This is a genomic window from Clostridium sp. CS001 (assembly GCF_020443565.1).
GTDB lineage: Bacteria > Bacillota > Clostridia > Clostridiales > Clostridiaceae > Clostridium_AD.
Genome location: NZ_JAIZZN010000035.1, coordinates 1 through 19454, shown reverse-complemented (window position 1 = coordinate 19454; position 19454 = coordinate 1). Strand labels below are relative to the sequence as shown.

Annotated in this window: 13 protein-coding genes; 5 read left to right on the top strand and 8 right to left on the bottom strand. The window is 33.2% G+C overall.

Going from position 1 to position 19454, the window contains the following annotated elements; all coding sequences use genetic code 11:
* Positions 1-57 precede the first annotated feature (57 nt).
* Genes LGK97_RS17365 through LGK97_RS17355 form a run of 3 tightly spaced genes read right to left on the bottom strand, consistent with a single transcriptional unit; the run spans position 58 to position 3143 of the window.
* Complete coding sequence (locus LGK97_RS17365) at positions 58-1383, bottom strand: pyrimidine-nucleoside phosphorylase (RefSeq protein ID WP_226261114.1); 1326 nt, start codon at positions 1381-1383, stop codon at positions 58-60.
* A 36-nt stretch (positions 1384-1419) separates the two neighbouring features.
* Positions 1420-2088 carry a deoxyribose-phosphate aldolase gene (gene deoC / locus LGK97_RS17360; protein ID WP_226261112.1) on the bottom strand — a complete coding sequence of 223 codons (669 nt, stop codon included), beginning with the start codon at positions 2086-2088 and terminating at the stop codon, positions 1420-1422.
* Between the two features lie 32 nt (positions 2089-2120).
* Positions 2121-3143, bottom strand: a complete 1023-nt coding sequence (locus tag LGK97_RS17355; protein ID WP_226261110.1) for a LacI family DNA-binding transcriptional regulator — start codon at positions 3141-3143, stop codon at positions 2121-2123.
* A 283-nt stretch (positions 3144-3426) separates the two neighbouring features.
* Here LGK97_RS17355 and LGK97_RS17350 point away from each other — a divergent pair, with 283 nt between their 5' ends.
* Complete coding sequence (locus LGK97_RS17350) at positions 3427-3963, top strand: TetR/AcrR family transcriptional regulator (RefSeq protein ID WP_226261108.1); 537 nt, start codon at positions 3427-3429, stop codon at positions 3961-3963.
* A 22-nt stretch (positions 3964-3985) separates the two neighbouring features.
* A complete protein-coding gene (locus tag LGK97_RS17345; protein WP_226261106.1) occupies positions 3986-4363 on the top strand; it encodes an HsmA family protein in 378 nt (125 codons plus the stop codon).
* Between the two features lie 51 nt (positions 4364-4414).
* On the opposite strand, the gene LGK97_RS17340 is transcribed toward LGK97_RS17345, so the two are convergent.
* Positions 4415-6265: a hypothetical protein gene (locus LGK97_RS17340; RefSeq protein WP_226261104.1), complete on the bottom strand. Its 1851-nt coding sequence runs from the start codon at positions 6263-6265 to the stop codon at positions 4415-4417.
* Positions 6266-6268: 3 nt separating this feature from the next.
* Positions 6269-7354, bottom strand: coding sequence for a S1C family serine protease (locus LGK97_RS17335; RefSeq protein WP_226261102.1), 1086 nt, complete (start codon positions 7352-7354; stop codon positions 6269-6271).
* A gap of 321 nt (positions 7355-7675) precedes the next feature.
* Here LGK97_RS17335 and LGK97_RS17330 point away from each other — a divergent pair, with 321 nt between their 5' ends.
* The 3 genes from LGK97_RS17330 to LGK97_RS17320 are packed head-to-tail and all read left to right on the top strand — an operon-like array spanning position 7676 to position 12252.
* A complete protein-coding gene (locus LGK97_RS17330) occupies positions 7676-8128 on the top strand; it encodes a MarR family winged helix-turn-helix transcriptional regulator (protein ID WP_226261100.1) in 453 nt (150 codons plus the stop codon).
* Positions 8129-8170: 42 nt separating this feature from the next.
* Positions 8171-10396: an ABC transporter ATP-binding protein gene (locus LGK97_RS17325; protein ID WP_226261098.1), complete on the top strand. Its 2226-nt coding sequence runs from the start codon at positions 8171-8173 to the stop codon at positions 10394-10396.
* Entirely contained in the window at positions 10393-12252 is a 1860-nt protein-coding gene (locus LGK97_RS17320; RefSeq protein ID WP_226261096.1) for an ABC transporter ATP-binding protein, read from the top strand. The genes LGK97_RS17325 and LGK97_RS17320 overlap by 4 nt, the downstream gene beginning before the upstream one ends.
* 98 nt (positions 12253-12350) lie before the next feature.
* Here LGK97_RS17320 and LGK97_RS17315 read toward each other — a convergent pair whose 3' ends face one another.
* The 3 genes from LGK97_RS17315 to LGK97_RS17305 all read right to left on the bottom strand — a co-directional run bounded on the left by LGK97_RS17315 (position 12351) and on the right by LGK97_RS17305 (position 19229).
* On the bottom strand, positions 12351-13430 hold the full coding sequence (locus LGK97_RS17315) for a two-component system response regulator (protein ID WP_226261095.1): 1080 nt from the start codon (positions 13428-13430) through the stop codon (positions 12351-12353).
* Positions 13423-17229 (bottom strand): response regulator, encoded by a 3807-nt coding sequence (locus LGK97_RS17310; protein ID WP_226261093.1) that lies wholly within the window; start codon positions 17227-17229, stop codon positions 13423-13425. Before LGK97_RS17310 ends, LGK97_RS17315 begins: the two co-directional genes overlap by 8 nt.
* Positions 17230-17459: 230 nt before the next feature.
* Positions 17460-19229: an oleate hydratase gene (locus tag LGK97_RS17305; RefSeq protein ID WP_226261091.1), complete on the bottom strand. Its 1770-nt coding sequence runs from the start codon at positions 19227-19229 to the stop codon at positions 17460-17462.
* Between the last annotated feature and the right edge of the window lie 225 nt (positions 19230-19454).

Sequence of the window (19454 nt, the reverse complement as noted above, 5' to 3'; positions counted from 1 at the left end):
CAGCAACAATTTATATGCTGCTGTAACCCTTAATATTATTACTATAAACGAAGGTTGTTAAAATCTTGTAATACCGTCTTTAGTAACAATTCCTTTTATTAACGGCTTAGCTATTATTTCTTCTTTAACTATTTCATATGCTTTTAATACCATTTCTTCAGATATCTTTTGCTTTTCATCATTATTAGCATAAATAGTGGCAATAGCCTCGCCGTTTTTTACAAAATCTCCAATTTTTTTATGAAGAACAATACCTACTGCTAAATCTATTACGCTGGCTTTAGTTTCACGTCCTGCACCTAGAACTAAGGCTGCAACTCCTATATCATCAGCTTTTATTGCTTTTACATATCCTTCTTCTGTTGATATAATAGGCGCTACAATGGAAGGCATAGGGAACATAGACATATCATCTACAAAGGCTGGGTTTCCACCTTGTGCTACCACAAGTTCTCTTAACTTTGCAAGGCCTTCTCCTGATTTTATAATATCTTTAAGGATTTCTCTTGCCTGCTCTGCATTCTTTGCCTTTTCACCAAGCACAAGCATATGAGCTCCGAGTGTTAAGCAAAGTTCTGTAAGATCTTCCGGACCTTCTCCTTTTAATGTATCAATAGCTTCTTTTATTTCTAAAGCGTTACCAACTGCAAATCCTAGTGGTTGGTCCATATCAGTTATTATACCAATAGTGTTTCTACCTACATTTGTTCCTATACCTACCATTTCTCTCGCAAGTTCAAAGGCATCATCTTCACTTTTCATAAATGCACCGCTACCTGTTTTAACATCAAGCACTATAGCATCTGCTCCAGAAGCTATTTTTTTACTCATTATGCTTCCTGCAATTAAAGACATATTGTCAACAGTTGCAGTAACATCCCGAAGTGCATATAGCATTTTGTCTGCTGGTGCTAAATCAGCAGTTTGGCCACCTATGGCAATTTTATGCTCATTTACATTTTGCATAAACTTTTCAATGGACATATCAGTTGAGAAGCCTTCAAAAGCTTCTAACTTATCAATAGTTCCGCCAGTGTGTCCAAGACCTCTTCCTGACATTTTAGCAACAGGTACTCCAGCTGCTGCAACAATAGGTCCAAGTATTAATGTAGTTGTATCCCCTACTCCACCAGTACTATGCTTATCAACCTTTACACCCTTTATTGCAGATAAATCAATGGTTTCACCACTGTTAACCATTGCCATTGTCAAATCTGCTGTTTCTCTCTCATTCATCTTTTGAAAGTATATAGCCATCATCAATGCTGAAACTTGATAATCTGGTATAATTCCTTCTGTATATCCATCTACAAAAAAGTTAATTTCTTCTGTAGTAAGTTCTCTACCATCTCTTTTTTTCATTATTAAATCATACATTCTCATATCATTCACCCCTAAATCCCTTATATATTCTTGAAACTAATAACCAGAATTTGAATCCTTTGTACCATTAACAATTGCTATAGAACTACTAGCACCTATTCTACTGGCTCCAGCTTCAATAACAGCTTTTGCATCCTCCGTTGTTCTTACCGCTCCTGATGCCTTAACTCCCATATCAGTTCCTACAGTTTCTCTCATTAACTTTATATCATGAACTGTTGCTCCCCCAGTTGAGAATCCTGTTGAGGTTTTTACAAAGTTTGCCCCTACTTCTTTTGCTATTTCACATGCTCTAATTTTTTCCTCATCAGTTAAAAGACAAGTTTCTAGTATTACTTTTACTAGAGCACGTCCGCTAGCTGCATCAACTACTGCTTTAATATCCTCACGTACCACATCATATTTGTTTGATTTTATAGCTCCAACATTAATTACCATATCTATTTCCTGCGCACCATTTTCGATAGCTTGGTTTGCTTCAAATGCCTTTACTTCTTTAGTTGTAGCTCCAAGTGGGAATCCAACAACTACGCAAGTCTTTACGCAGCTTCCTTTTAATTCTCTTGCTACTAATGATGTGTAATATGCATTTACACAAACAGAAGCAAATCCATATTCTTTTGCTTCATCACAAATTTTTATAATACTTTCCTCACATGCTTCTGGTTTTAATAATGTATGGTCTATATATTGCTGAATTTTCATAGTTAATCGTCTCCTTTATATTTTATATATATTTATTTTTTTATATACTTTTCTGATCCTCTTAATACGAGCTCTGGTAAAATTGTTACCCTTTTAACTTCATTACGTTTTTTGCTACTTAATAGTTCTAGTAACATCTTCATACCTATCTTGCCAAGTTCATTAGATGGACCGTTTATAAAACTAATGTTCATGCCTATTATGTTTAAGACATCAATCTTATCAAAGCCCATAATAGCCATATCCTCTGGTATGCTTAGCTTCTCTTCATAAAAAGCTCTTATGCATCCTAAAATCATTGTGTTACTACTTACAAAAATAGCAGTAGGTCTATTATCCATTTTCAATATTTGCTTTGTGATTTCGTAAGCTGTTTCATATTTATAATCGCCATAAAATATATATTCACTCTCTATAGCAATATTATTAGCTTGTAAGGCCTTTTCATACCCTTGTAATCTCTCTCTTGCTGGCCTAGAATTCATATCCCCAGTAATTATCGCCACTTTTCTATGGCCTGCTTCTATTAATGCAGTTGTTCCATCATAAGCACCTTTTATGTGATCAATAAAGACTCCACTAAAATCAAGATATTCCACATGACCATCAATTAAGATTATTGGAATTCCTAAGTTCTTGAGAGTATTTAAGTTTTCACTATTACCTGTTTCCTTGTAGAAGGTTGGTGTTATAATTAGCCCCTGAATTCTTTGCTCTTTAAGCACATTAATAGCTTTTAGTTCCTTGTCTTTATTCTCATCAGTATCACAAAGAATTATATTTAAGCTATGCTCATCAGCAACTTCAGTAATGCCTTTAATTATTTCTCCAAAAAACAAGTTGTTTATATCTGGAATTATAACGCCTATAGTATTAGTTTTACTTGTAGATAAACTTCTAGCTATAGCACTAGGTGTATAATTTAGATCTTTTATTACTTCTAAAACTTTTTTTCTTGTCTCGTCTTTTACATAACCTGAATTATTTAAGACTCTTGACACTGTTGCATGAGATACCATAGCCTCTTTAGCAATATCGCTTATTGTCACTGCCATTTTAGTCCTCCTTGTGTTTAGGAAAATGCCTACAACTTCTTATGTAAATAATTATTAACTTTAGTTTATAACGCATATATACAACTTACAAGACTTAATCTTCTGAAATATGTTACCGCTTTCATACTAAGTATACTTCAAAGTTATGTAAATTTCAATAGGGTTTAGTTTAGGTTCTTATAAATTTTATAATTATTAAAAAAGTAAATATATTTTTAGCATTGTATTGACCTATTAAAATTATAATGTTATAGTGAACATAGTTCATAAAGGTGGTGACAAAATGCCAAAGGTTATAAAAAACTTAAGAGAAACTATACTTTCAGAAGCTAAGACTATCCTACTAACTGAAAATTTCAAAGCTTTGAGCATAAGAGAAATTGCAAAACGTTGCAATATAGGTACAGGTACCTTTTATAATTATTTTTCTACTAAAGAACAACTTGCCGCAGAAATCTTTAGAGAAGATTGGAAGAAAGTATCTAACCTAGTAGATGAGCTAAAGCTTACCCAGGAACCTTGCAAAGAAAAGTTTAGAAAGATATATTTATCCATAGGTGGGTTTGTAAGTAGCTATATATCAATATTCAATGAAATGGCCACTGCTAGTGAAGAGGATCCTAGGTGTATAGAAACTAATAAATATGATATTTTATACATTAAAATAAGTGAACTTCTGGATATCGAAAGAGCCAAAGGAAATGTAGTATCCACACTTCCCTCTAACAAGCTTGCTGAACTTATAGTTTCCAACATAATGTACCTAAACAAAAGTAAGTTTATAAGTTTCGATGAGTTATATGATAATTTAAAAATATAAATAAAAAACGGAGGATTAGTATATGTTAACTTATGCAATTATTTTTATAACCTTAGCCCTTGTATTTTATACAATTGGTGTATGGAGTGAAAAACTTCAAGGAACACTAAAGCCTTGGCATTTGAGTTTATTTCTATTAGGACTCATCTGTGATACAACTGGTACCTTACTTATGGAAAGTATAGCAAGTAATTCGGACAAAGTAATAACTGGATTTAATTTCCACGCACTTACTGGTGTTCTTGCTATAGCTCTAATGCTTATTCATGCTATATGGGCTGCAGTAGTTCTATTTAAGAAAAATAAAAATATGATATCAAAATTCCATAAATTTAGCATAGTAGTTTGGATCATTTGGTTAATACCTTTTCTATCTGGAGCTATATCTAATATGAAATAGTGATAACTAAAAAAAGGCAGGATTAAATTTAACCCTGCCTTTTTTTATAATTTATTTATTCTTTTCTTTATCAAACTCTTCAAGCTTGTGTTCACTCCAATTAATATTCATTTTGCTATAATTTATTTTGTTTATAGTAGTATTTTCCCATATACTATTAACATAAGCTTTGTTATTTGAAGTCATATTAGCAACAGGTAAAGTAATACTTTGAGTGTACGTATCCTTTCCTATTTTAACTATATACTCATATTGATTTCGTAACTGTTCTAAATCATATATCTTTGTAACATCTTCTTTTACGAAGTTCTTGATAGCACTTAAATCATATTCCTTTTCAATGTAGTAAATTTCTGCACCACTATATTGTGCTGATTTAATTTTAATCTTTGCAAGTCCCATGCGTATTTCATCATCGTTCAAATAAATCTCAGCTCTATTTTTAATAGCTTCTTTCATCTCTGCTGTGTCAAGTCCTGCATTCATATCTACATTTATATTACTCATCGGATCAGATACGCTAATATATTCATTGTTGCTTATATTACCTCTGTACCCATTGTTATAATTCATATACTCTTCATAATAAAAGTTTTGTTCATCTCTAAAGGTATTAAATCTTTTTGTTACCTTTGCTACAAAGTCATATTTTTTCATTTTTACTTCTTTTGAATCATTTAAATTTATCAGTGATTTAGCTGAAATAATTTTACCTAACTGCTTACTTATGCATGCTTTATCTAAACTAAATGAATTTAGCATATTTTCAAAAGCAGCTCTCTTACTAGCATCATTGTATTGCTCTTCCTTCATTGTTGCAGTTACTAAGTACTTGTACCCATTTCCTATAACATATAAACTGTGCACTACATAAGGGTTTTGGGTTACTGTTTTATACCTAACTACCACATGATGAACATTTGTATCTGCTTGTTTTTTTGTTTCACTACTTAATATTTCATAGACTTCATTATTATACTTTTCTTTTAATGCCTTTATATCTTCTTCTGCCCATTTTGAGGCAGTTTCATCCTTTTCTGCTGAGCTTATTAAACTAACATTAACTCCTTCTGGCACTCTTATTTCTTCAGCCTTTTCTTCAGGCTTTTTCACTTGTGATAGCTCCTCATCACTGTATACTGGCGTAAGCATTTGGGTACGAGCATTAGGTGCTCCTTCCACTTTCCAATAAGGGCTCATCACTAATTTCCACCCATAACTTGTATTCTTATATTCCCTAGTAGTACTAACTGAATCTGATAACTCCTTAATGTATAGGTTTTTTTCGTCGAAGGAAAGTTTAAAGGAAGATGATAACTTTTCAAACATTTCTTCATGCTCTCTATAGAACTGCCCATTCATAGCTATTGTTAAATTGTATACATAATTATTTTTTATATAAATTCTATTCTCAACATATTCACCCATCTCTTCTGCTGCTGTATCTATCAAATAATAATCTATAAATGGGTTAGATTTAATTATACGAATATACTTTTCTCCCAAATTATCTTCAGCGATATCTATTACTAATTCCTTTTCTTGTTCAAATCTATAGAATTGCTGTGTCGTATTATTTTGCATTTTATATAGTAACTCTTCTAATGATAGCTCATCCTTATTTTTCTCAACTTGTAATTGAACAGATGACTTATAACTACTTGTTGCCATATTAAAATAATTTGCTCTATCTGACTTATAAACAATTCCATCATCAGGTAGGTGCATAGACCATTTATATATACGGCTTCCCACTTCAGTTTTCATTTGATCTGCTTTATTAGAAAATACTTGATATAAATCAATCTTGCCATCAGCCTCTTTAGCTTGTACTGTTGGAGCTGCTAGTCCAAGTACTAAACAAAGAGTAAGTAACGTAGCGGTGAATCTATTTTTATGCATTTTCTATTTCTCCTTTCCATCTTTATTTTCTTTGCTTAACTGTTCTTTTAGAACTACTTCTATATCAAACTTCTTATCTCCACGGCTAAAGCTTAATTTTACTTTATCTCCAGGCAAATGCCCTTTTAAAATCTCATTATAATGAGCTATGGAGGTTGTTGCCTTACCATCAATGAAATCTAACATATCTCCTTCTTTTACTTGACTGTTTGTTACAACTGCATCCTTTTGAAGTGTTACTACCTTTAATCCTTGATTAGTTGGAAGCCCAAGCATTGCTGCCCAGTTTTCTTCAAACTCAATACCAGTAAAACATCTTTTAATTTTTCCAAATTTATTATAATGATCGTTAAAATAATTAATATTTCCTACAGGAATTGAGAAACTCATTCCTTGATAAAACATATATCCAAGCGTATTTATACCAACTAATTCACAGTTCATATTGATAAGTGGACCACCACTATTACCTGGGTTTATAGCTGCATCTGTCTGTAAATAAGTGTACATACTGTCTACAGGTCTATCTAGCCCACTTACAATTCCTTTAGAAGCGCTATTTCTGTATCCGAAAGATAAAGGTGTGCCTACTGCTACAACATCATCCCCAACTTTTATTTCACTTTCAATTGCTAACTTTATAGGTTTTAAATCCGTTCTATTAATCTTTAATAGTGCTAAATCAATTTCCTTATCTGCATATAGAAGTTCTGCTTTATAAACATTCCCATCATATGCAACTACATAAATCTCTTCTAACCCATCTACTACATGATTATTCGTTAGAATTCTTCCGTCCTTACCTATTACAACCCCTGATCCGTGTTGTAAATTCTTTGGGAACTTCGAGAATATTTCTTCTTGTTCTCTGTATTTTGTATTTTTGCCTATGACTGCAACTACAGATTCATTTACTTCTTCAATAACCTCAGATACTTTCTTTGTACCTTTTTCAACTAGATTTTGAGACTGTTCTATCCCCTTTTCTGCTACTTTAGATGCTGCTGGATTTTCACCTAATGCAAAAACAGACGTTGTGCTTAAACATAGAATACTCGTGATCAAAATAGATGATAAGAACCTTTTCATAATAATCCCCCTTTTAAACTCTATATGACGTAAAGTAGCATTTCACCCATAAAATGACTACCATTATATAATATCATATTCTCATATATATTCCAATATATAGAATAATTTAATGTATTTTTATATTTATGCTGAGATTCCCTTTTACACTTAATAAAAAAGGTAATATGTAAAAAGTAATCTACATTTAAGAATTTAATTATTTATATTGACAGATAATAATTTAAGGCGTAAAATATGTTTTGCATACGAAACATATCTATACGAAAGATTTCTGTGCGAAACGTTTACATCGAAACTATTAAGAGAGAAGGTGAAAAATTGAGCGAACTTAACAATGGAATTATAATATTTAAATCTCTAAAACGAATAGGTCATAGAATAAAACATATTATGGGACAGTACCTTGGTGAGACAAATTTGACGGGACCTCAGGGTATGATGATGGGTATTCTATCTCATGATGGTGAAATGAAAGTAAGTGATTTAAGTGAAAAACTTGGATTGTCAAATAGTACTGTATCTGGAATCATTGACAGATTAGAAAAGCAGGGTTTAGTTGAAAGAACTAGAAGTATAGATGACAGAAGGGTTGTCAATGTAAAGGTCAGCTCTAATGCTCAAAAAAACTGTAAAACAAACTTTTCTAAAATCGAAAAGACATTTGAAGATGCAATTAGCAAAGCTACTGATGAAGATATTGAACTAATATTAAAGGGATTAAGTGCTTTAGAACGATTAATAGACAATCATGATAAAGATGATACTCACTAATAGATTTAATCACATTAAAACAGATAAGGAGTTGATTACGCAGTGTTCAAATTAGCAAAATATTTAAAACCCTTTATATCCATGGTTGTTCTCGCAATTATTTTATTGTACGTGCAAGCTATGTCCGATCTTGCATTACCAGACTACATGTCTAACATTGTAAATAAGGGAATTCAACAACATGGTATTGAAAGTGCGGTACCGAGTGCAGTTAGAGAAAGTAAAATGGATAAACTTATGTTATTCATTAATGATACTGACAAGGCTGAGGTTTCTAGCAATTATACATTAGTAAACAAATCAAGTTCAGATTACGATAAATATGTTGCAGAATACCCTAACTTAGAAAAAGAGCCTATTTATGTATTAAAAGAAATTGAAAAAACAGAGATAGACAAATTAAACCCCATAATGGGTAAAGCTCTCCTTGCAGTTTCTGGAGTTGAAAAAATGAAAGAAGATGCAAAAGGTGGAGAGATAAACTTAAATGGAACAAAGTTACCAGCTAACACTGATTTATTTGCAATGCTTGGAAAGCTTCCAGCTGATCAGCGTGCTAAGATAAGCGAAGAAAGTGATAAAAGATTTGTAGCCTTAGGTGATAGTATGATAGTTCAAGCAGCTACCACTAACATTAAAGCTGAATATGATGCCTTAGGAGTTAATACAGATAAACTTCAAAGTAGTTATATCCTTCGTGCAGGTGGATTCATGCTTTTATTATCTTTACTTGGTGCAGCTTGTACCGTTGGAGTTGGACTTTTGGCTTCAAGAACTGCTGCTGGCCTATCAAGAAACTTACGAAAAAGTATATTCACAAAAATTGAAAGTTTCTCTAATGCAGAGTTTGATAAATTTTCAACTGCTTCATTAATAACAAGAACTACCAATGATATTACCCAGGTTCAAATGGTTGTGGTTATGGGTATAAGAATGATAATTTACGCACCAATGCTTGGTATTGGTGGTGTGCTTAAAGCTCTTAATAAGAGTTCATCTATGTCTTGGATTATTGCACTAGCAGTTATAGTTCTTATAGGTTTGATTGGAACAGTATTTGCAATTGCTCTTCCTAAGTTCAAAATGATTCAAAAACTTATTGATAGGCTTAACTTAGTTACTCGTGAAAACCTTTCAGGAATGATGGTAATAAGGGCCTTTAACACTCAGAAGTTTGAAGAAGATAGATTTGACAAGGCAAATAAAGATCTTACAAACACAAACCTATTTGTAAATCGTGTAATGGTAGCTTTATTTCCAGCAATGATGCTTGTAATGAATGGAGTTACACTTCTCATAGTTTGGGTAGGTGCACATCAGATTGCAACTTCAAGCATGCAAGTAGGAGATATGATGGCCTTTATGCAATATGCTATGCAAATTTTGTTTGCCTTCCTAATGATGTCTATGATGTTTATTATGATACCAAGAGCTTCCGTTTCTGCTTCGAGAATTAACGAGGTTTTAGAAATAGAACCTAGTATCACAGACCCAAAAGAGCCTAAACACTTTAATGAAAAAGTAAGTGGCCTTGTAGAATTTAAAAATGTATGTTTTAGATACCCAGGTGCTGAAGAGGATGTACTTAAAAATATCAGCTTTACAGCTATGCCAGGTAAAACCACTGCCTTTATAGGTTCTACTGGTTCAGGTAAAACTACACTAGTAAACTTACTTCCTCGTTTTTATGACATAACTAGTGGTGAAATTCTTGTTGATGGTGTAGACATAAGACAAGTAACTCAACATGAACTACGTGATCAAATTGGATATATACCTCAAAAAGGTTCTTTATTCCAAGGTACTATTGAGTCTAATTTAAGATATGCAGATGAAAATGCCAGCGAAGATGAACTAAGAAAATCTGCTGAAATTGCGCAAGCTATGGAATTTATAAATGAAAAACCTGAAGGCTTCAAAGGTGAGATATCCCAAGGTGGAGCAAATGTATCAGGAGGCCAAAAGCAAAGATTATCTATTGCCCGTGCCCTTGTAAAGAAAGCTAAAATTTATATTTTTGATGATAGCTTCTCTGCACTTGACTTTAAAACAGATTCAGCACTTAGAAAGGCGCTTAAGGATGGAACTGCTTCAAGCACTCTTCTTATAGTAGGGCAGCGTATATCCACAATTAAAAATGCAGAGCAGATAATTGTACTTAATGAAGGCAAGATAGTTGGCATGGGTACTCATAATGAACTTATGGAAAGTTGCCCGACTTATCAAGAAATTGCACTATCACAACTTTCAAAGGAGGAATTAGCATGAGCGAGAATAATATAAAAGAAAAGCGTCCTCCTAGACGAGGAGGTCCTATGGGCCCAGGCCCAATGGTAGGTGGAGAAAAGGCCCGTAACTTTAAGGGCACAATGAAAAAACTTATTAATTATCTAAGCGTGTATAAGATGTCAATGCTTTTAGTACTTATATTTGCCATTGCAAGTTCTGTATTTTCCATAGTAGGACCAAAAATTTTAGGTAAAGTTACTACAAAATTATTTGAAGGCGTTATGGCGAAGATAGCTGGCACTGGTAATGTAGATTTTGATTATATAGGTAAAATTATGATTCTACTTGTAGGATTATATGTTATAAGCTCATTATTTAGTTACGTACAAGGTTTCATAATGTCCAAAGTATCTATGAAGGTAAGTTATAATTTCAGAAAGAATATTTCTGAGAAGATTAACCGTATGCCACTTAAATATTTTGATAAAACAAGCCACGGAGAAGTGTTATCACGTGTCACTAACGACGTTGACACTCTTAGTCAAACACTTAATCAAAGTTTAGGCCAAATTATTACCTCAGTTACTACCGTTGTGGGTGTACTGATTATGATGCTAACTATAAGTTGGCAATTAACCCTAGTATCCATGTTAATGATTCCTTTATCTATGGGTCTTATTATGGTGATTGTAAAGAATTCTCAAAAGTTCTTTAAGCAGCAACAAAATTACTTAGGTAATGTAAATGGTCATGTAGAAGAGATGTATGGTGGCCATATTGTAATGAAAGCCTTTAATGGTGAAAAGCAAAGTGTTGAAAAATTTGATAAGATGAATAACAAGCTCTTTGGTGTAGCATGGAAATCACAGTTCTTATCTAGTATAATGATGCCCCTTATGAACTTTGTGGGGAATTTAGGATATGTGGCAGTATGTATATTGGGTGGTTATCTTGCAGCAAAGAGAACTATCGAAGTTGGTGATATTCAAGCATTTATTCAATATGTGCGTCAGTTTACTCAGCCACTTTCTCAACTTGCAAATATTTCTAATATACTTCAGCAAACTGCTGCTTCAGCAGAACGTGTATTTGAATTCTTAGAAGAAGAAGAAGAAGTAAAAGAAACCTCAACTCCAGTTAAGCATACTGAGGTTAAAGGGCATGTTGAATTCAAAGATGTTCACTTTGGATATGATGCCGATAAAGTTATAATTAATGACTTCTCTGCTTCAATTAAGCCTGGACAAAAGGTTGCTATTGTTGGACCTACTGGTGCAGGTAAAACTACCATTATAAAACTTTTAATGCGCTTTTATGATATTAATGAAGGTGCAATTGAAATAGATGGTAATGATATAAATGATTTCACTCGTAATGACCTTCGCTCAATGTTTGGTATGGTACTACAGGATACTTGGCTATATAATGCTAGTATAATGGAAAACATTCGTTATGGCCGTCTTGATGCAACAGACGAAGAAGTTATAGCAGCAGCTAAAGCAGCACATGCAGATAGCTTTGTTCATACTTTGCCAGATGGATATAATATGGTACTTAATGAAGAAGCATCAAATGTATCTCAAGGACAAAAACAACTATTAACTATAGCTAGAGCAATCCTTGCTGATCCTAAGATTCTTATCTTAGACGAGGCAACAAGCTCTGTAGATACTCGTACTGAACTTCTAATCCAAAGAGCTATGAATAACTTAATGAAGAATAGAACCAGCTTTATAATCGCTCATCGTTTATCAACCATTCGTGACGCTGATTTGATTCTCGTTATGGATCACGGTGATATAGTAGAACAAGGAAATCACGAAGAGCTTCTTACAAAAGGTGAATTCTATGCAAATCTTTATAACAGTCAGTTTGATGTGGTTGAAGCTAGCTAAACCATAATTTCAAAAAAAGCAACGAGAAAGATTTCTCGTTGCTTTTTTTAAGTTAATAATCTAAAAGATAAACATTTACCCTTTTTTTATTTATAGCCCTACTTATCTTTAAATTCTTTCATAATTTCAATAAAATTGGCCTCTCTTTTTATAAAGGCATCAACAACATCTGGGTCAAAATGGGTTCCTCTACCCTCTAGAATAATACTTTTAGCCTCTTCATGGCTAAATGCTTCCTTATAAACTCTTTTGCTGATAAGAGCATCATATACATCACTAAGTGCCATAAGCCTTCCGGATATAGGAATCTCCTGTTTTGATAGACCTCTTGGATATCCGCAGCCGTCCCATTTTTCATGATGAGTTAGTGCAATTTCCTTAGCTAATGTCAAAAATGATTCTTCACCTAATTCTTTTATGCCCACCATTAGAGCTTCTCCTCCATAGGTTGTATGATTTTTCATTTCTTCAAATTCTTCCTTCGTAAGTTTCCCTGGTTTTAATAGGATACTGTCCTTTATCCCTACCTTACCTATATCATGTAGTGGTGCTGATTTATAAAGAAGCTCAATATATTCACTCGTGAGCACATCTTTATATTCTTCCTTGGCACTTAATTCAAGTGCCAATTCTTTGATATATTTTTGAGTTCTTTTTATATGTTCCCCAGTTTCCGGATCCCTGGTCTCAGCTAAGGCGGCTAGGCAGTATATTGTAGCAAAGTTAGTTCTTTCAATAAGCTTAGTTCTTTCCTTAACCATTTCTTCCAAAACAACATTCTGACTTTCCAGAACAAGCCGTGCTTCTTCAAGTCTAATTTGTGTTCTAACTCTAGCCTTAACTTCGATAATTTCAAAAGGTTTAGTAACATAATCTACCGCTCCTAGTGAAAATCCTTTATTCTTTGAATCACTATCGGTGATTGCTGATAGTAAAATAACAGGTATATGCTCTAGGTCCCGTCTTCTCTTTATTTTATTTAAAACCTCATATCCATCCATCTCTGGCATCATGATATCTAAAAGAATTAAATCAGGTTTTTGCTCTTCAAGTAGCTCCATAGCATCTACCCCATTAATAGCAACAATTAATTCATAATCATCCTGAAGTGCCTCCACCAAAATAACAATATTCATTTCTGTATCATCCACTATCATTATGGTTTTTTGTCTATCCATTATTTTTCTCCCCCATAACACTTATTAGGTCCTCTACCATAGTCTTAGCATCTTTAAAACGATAGCGGTCTACCTGCTTTTTTATTTCAGTAAGTTGTGCCATAAATCCCATTGCTTCTTTATTTGCTAATAAATAATTCATACTTTCCTTTATCTCATTAGCACGGGCCTTTTTCAAGGCTTCCAATAACTTATTTAAGGCGTCACAAACATCAAAACCCAAACTTAATTGCTTTTTCTCTGAATTCTCTTTTGATATAACCTTTGCAATCGCATTCAGAAGTTCATCATTTAAATCAGAAAGAGTTATAAGCTTTTCATTTAATTTTTCTTCTTCATAAGATTCATATTGCTTCTCAAATTCAGTAATAAATCTGCTAAGTTTTATCGCACCTATATTTCCAGTAACACCTTTAATACTATGAATAAATCGTTTAGCTTCATCATACTGTTTATTTCTCCTCATAGCAGAAAATTCATTTGCTAAGTTATTATAATTATCACAATATCTATTTAATAAATCATAATAGAAGCTTTGCTTATTCCCTAGTCGGATTAATGTTCTATCGAAATCTAAAACTTCAACCTTTTCATATGAGTCCACCTTTAAAGACCTTTCAATATTTCTCTTCTCATCACCTATAAGCCATTTTACAAGGGTTTCAAATAGAATCTCCGGATTAATCGGTTTTGAAATATAATCATTCATACCTGCTTCAATGCTTCTTTCCCTGTCACCGTTGAGTGCATTAGCAGTCATTGCTATAATAGGTAGCTGGGAACTTGGATAAGTCTCCCTAAGTATTTCTGTAGCTTTATATCCATCCATTATCGGCATTTGTACATCCATGAGAACTGCATCAAATTTATTGGCATGAACATGTTTGATTGCCTCTTCACCATTACTTGCAATACTTACACGAATACCTGCCTGCTCTAAAATATCTTTTGCAACCAGTTGATTAATATCATTATCTTCCACTAGTAGTATTCGCTTGTCTTTAAGCAGACTTTGAGCCTTCATATGACCTTCTTCATTGTATTCTCTAATACCCCCCCTAGCTTCTGCTCCTTTAAAAGCACCTATCACCGCATCAAACATTAAGGATTGATTAATAGGCTTGACAAGAAAGTTTTTAACGCCCAATTGATTTGCCTGATTATAATAGCTCTCACGCCCGGTTGCACTTACAAATATTGTTTTAGGAACCTTAATCTCAGTATTTACTACTAACCTTTTATACAAATCAATGCCTGATAATCCTGGTAAGTTAAAGTCAATAACAAGTAAATCAAAGTTTTCCCTTTCTAGTAATTCAATAGTTTCAAATGGGTTCCTGCGAACTGTTACCTCAAGTGAAAATGATCGTAGCATGCGTTCAAGTATCATTAATGAAGTTTTGTTATGATCTACCACCAATACCTTTTTGCCGTGTAAATCAGGATATCCCTCGTAACTAGGTACTATTGCATTTGAAACTTTATCAAATTCAATAATAAAGTGGAAAGTTGAACCTTCACCGTATTCACTTTCTACCCAGATCTCACCATTCATCAAATCTACCAATTGTTTTGTAATTGTGAGCCCAAGACCTGTCCCGCCATACTTTCTGGTCATTGAATTGTCTGCCTGGGTAAATTCAGTAAACAATTTTTCTATTTGCTCTTTTGTAAGCCCTATTCCCGTATCTGTGACACTAAAATGCAGCTTAATTTTCTCTTCCCTATCATCATAATCTCTAACCACAACATTCACTTCGCCTTGCCTTGTGAATTTAATAGCATTTGTAGTCAAATTAGATATAATTTGTTCTAGCCGTAGTGGGTCTCCGTTTAGTACATCCGGTACACCTTCACCTATATCAAAATTAATATCAATACCCTTATTAGTTGCTGAAGTTGTATATAAACTAGATACATTTTCAAATACTTTATCCAGATTAAACCTAATGTTTTCTAGTTCCAGTTTTCCTGCCTCTATTTTTGAGAAATCTAAAATATCATTAATAACTCTAAGCAATGTCTTTGATGATCCTTCTATCTTGGAAATATAATTTCTCTGAGACTCATTTAAATTAGATTGACTAATTAAATGAGTGAGTCCCATAATTCCATTCATCGGGGTTCTAATTTCATGACTCATATTTGCAAGGAATTGACTCTTGGCAAGGTTTGCCTCCTCCGCTTCTTCTTTAGCAGTCTTAAGCTGGGCTTCAGTCCTTTTTCTTTCAGATATGTTTTGAAGTACCCCTATAAACCTTATAACATTTCCTGATTCATCTTTATTTGTTGCTTGTCCAATAAATGAAAGCCATATACTTGGGTCTTCCTTTAATCTAAACTCCTTATAAAAGTCCTTACCTACCATTAGATCATTATCTTCACCAAATTGCATAATACTAAATATATCATCTTCATACAAATAGTCCTCCAATTTCCCATCAAATTCAGTCCAATCGCTATTTTTAATAATACCTTGTTTATACTCTGGTGCGTTAATCAGTTTAAGAAAAACACCGTTAACCACTGATAAGTTGCTAATACAATCTGAATCATACAATCCAATATGTGAAGCCTCCATAGCAATTCTAAATCTTTCTTCGGAAATAGTTAAGTTTTTTGTAACCTCAGTTAATGCCTTGGTTCGCTCTTGTACACGACATTCTAAATCATCATTTAAAATAATTAGAAATTCCTCTGCTTTTTTACGCTCTTTAATTTCAGAATTAAGTATATGTAAATTAGCACGAATATTCTTGGCCATTTTGTCTATAGTATTTGCAAGAATTCCTATTTCATCTTTACTTGCCTTAAGATCATTTGGAATTTCAATAAAATTTATACCATCAGAACTCTCGATAATTTCCACCATACGAGTCAATGGTTTTGTAATTAAATTTATCATTTTATTTGCAGCAATAAAAATCAGAACAGAAATACTGATGGCGAAACATAAAAAAATAACCATTAAAAAATTTACTGCCTTTGCAAAATCTCCATGTTCCATGCGCATTGCTAAGTATAGATTCTGAGTATTAGGTATTGAACGGTAAACTAAATAGTTGGTCCTATCTTTTGAACTTATAGGTTTTATTTCCCCAAACTTATTAGTTTGAATATTTTTCTTGAAACTTTCCATGTCAAACATCAACAGCTGCTCTTTATTTGGATTTACAATTGCGTTACCAAAAGAATCAAAAATCCATATTTCATTTAGCTCTCCTTCTTTTGTTTTACTTAATGATGCAGCCATTTTTTCAACCCCGAGGTTAACAATTAATATTCCTTTTATTTTTCCACTATTATCTATAATCCTTGTACCTGTAAAAACAGTATATTCGCCAAGATTTTCATTAAACACTGCTGGGGTCTTGACTTTACTTCTATCTCCAGCTAATAGTTCCTTCTCATACCTATCTAAGGTCTTGATATCATATGGATTGTTTTCATATTCCTCACCAGTTATTGATTTATATTTAATTGATATTATTAAATCTTTACTCTTAAGCATTTGATTGTCAAGCTCTTGTTTAATAGCAGGAATATTGCCATTTTTAAATACTTCTGTACTAGCAAGTACTTCTAAGGTTTTGCCTTGATCATCAAAGCGTTCCCCTAAATAGTTTGCTTCGCTATTCACAACATGTTCTCCCATACTACCAATAATAGGCTTCACTGTTAGGTTCATCTGAAAATATAGAAAAATACTTAATAAGATTAAAACTACAAACATAAGCAAAGTATAAGTTGCTCTTAATTTATCTTTATATGACTTGTTAATAAAATTTATTTTAGGCACAAACCCACCCCTCACACAGTTCTTGCAAAGCAAGTATTATATATAGCTTCAAGTTAAGTTTTACAATTAAAACTCTATATATACTCAATTATTGCATAATATAACATCTTTCACAATCTGATTTTATTTGTTAATACAATCCTACATAAAAAATACAAAGATGAATTACAACAGTCGCCTAAAAACAAATTAGACGACTGCTAAAACTTACCTTTGTATTTTATATTGGTTTATATCATTTTGTACCTTTTAAGCAAGGTACCAATAACTGTTCCTGAAATCAACTGCATTGTTTTCTCATTCATAAACTTCGCCATAAATGGGAGATTCAATTCTGTAACTTTTTTTCCATCCATCATCTTTACTGTAGAATCTAGCAATGTACGAACATCGTAACAAGAAGCAAAGACCTCTGGTACACCACGATCTATGTCTAACAATGTATAAACCGCCTCCATAGCTGTTCTTACTGAATATTCAGTTGTGAACACTGTATCACGTGGTGTGTCGGCAAACTGACCAAGAAAAGCAAAATTCTCGCAGCCCTCAGGCACAACCTTAGGTCTGTCCCCTGTTGTTCTTGGCATAAAAAATGCAGTAATATATGGCATCATACAAGGGATAGAGATTGCAGAATTTGTAGCCATATCGTGAATTTCAGATTCAGGTACACCCATATGGTAAAGCCATTCTTCTGTAATCTCCACTCCTGTACATTCTCTCATTGGTTTCTTGATATAATTTCCTGGAATTTCAGAAAATAGACCATATACCCAAACTACTAGTTGATCTTTTGGTTGTTCTTTAAAATGAGGTTGTCTATTCACAGTATAGCTCATAAGCCAATTTGAGTCTTTTACAGTAACTATACCACCGGTAACAACCTTTCCACTAAATGGATCACGCTTGCAAATCTTCTCAATATATGGAGGGATTCTATCATCAAGTGTGGTAATTGTAGAAGATTCCCAGAATGTTTCTTCTGTACTTGTACAGAATTTATCAGGACGCCCGAACGCTGGGTCTTGTTTCGCAATGTTTCTCCAAAGTTCCCAGCAACCGCCTATAGATCCATCAAACTTTGGTGCCTGATTTTGGTCCCCTAGTGTAGAATTTTCTGTACAGCTTCCGTTAGTAACAAATACTAAGTCATTTTCGGTTAGACTAATACATTCTTCTTTACCGTTATGCTTACATATAATTTTCTCAGCAAGCTTTTTGCCATCTTTAATATCAAAAATAACATTTGTTACCTGAGTATCATATTGGAACTTAACGCCATGATCTTCAAGGTATTTTACCATTGGTAGAATCAATGACTCATATTGATTGTACTTTGTAAATTTCAAAGCAGATAAATCTGGAAGTCCACCTATGTGATGAATAAATCTTTGAAGATAAAGTTTCATTTCCAATGCACTATGCCAATCTCTGAAGGCAAACATCGTTCTCCAGTATAACCAGAAGTTAGAATTAATAAGCTCCTCTGAGAAAACATCAGAAATCTTCTTATCATACAAATCTTCATCACGACTCATAAACAACTTTACAAGTTCCATGGAAGCTCTATCACTTAGTCCAAACTTTCCATCAGTATGAGCATCCTCACCTTTATTGATAGTTACTCTCTGCAAAGAATAGTTTGGATCTTCTTTATTAAGCCAATAAAACTCATCTAAAACAGAAGCCCCTTCTGTTTCAATAGACGGAATAGACCTAAATAAATCCCATAAGCATTCAAAGTGATCTTCCATTTCACGTCCACCACGGATAATAAATCCCTTTTGAATGTCGTTAATACCATCGCAAGCTCCTCCAGGTAAACTAAGCTCTTCCAAAATATGAATGTTCTCACCCTTCATCTGACCATCACGTATTAAAAAACATGCAGCAGCCAATGATCCTAAGCCTGCTCCAACTAAATATGCTGACTTTTTATCCACATTAGCTGGTTTTAAAGGACGAGCAAATGCTTCATAATTTCCATTACTATAATACATTATAAGTACCCCCTTAAGTCTTCTTTATCATTTGATTATAAGAAGGTTCTTGTAACATCACAATAGACAATCAGGCTGATTTGTATGGTTATTGCTATAATTTCTAATTCTTTTATAATCGAGTAGGAGCTGAATAATTAATTTATTCAGCGACCTCTCACACCACCAAGCATACCGTTCGGTACTTGGCGGTTCAATAAGATTTACCTAATCATAAATATTTTT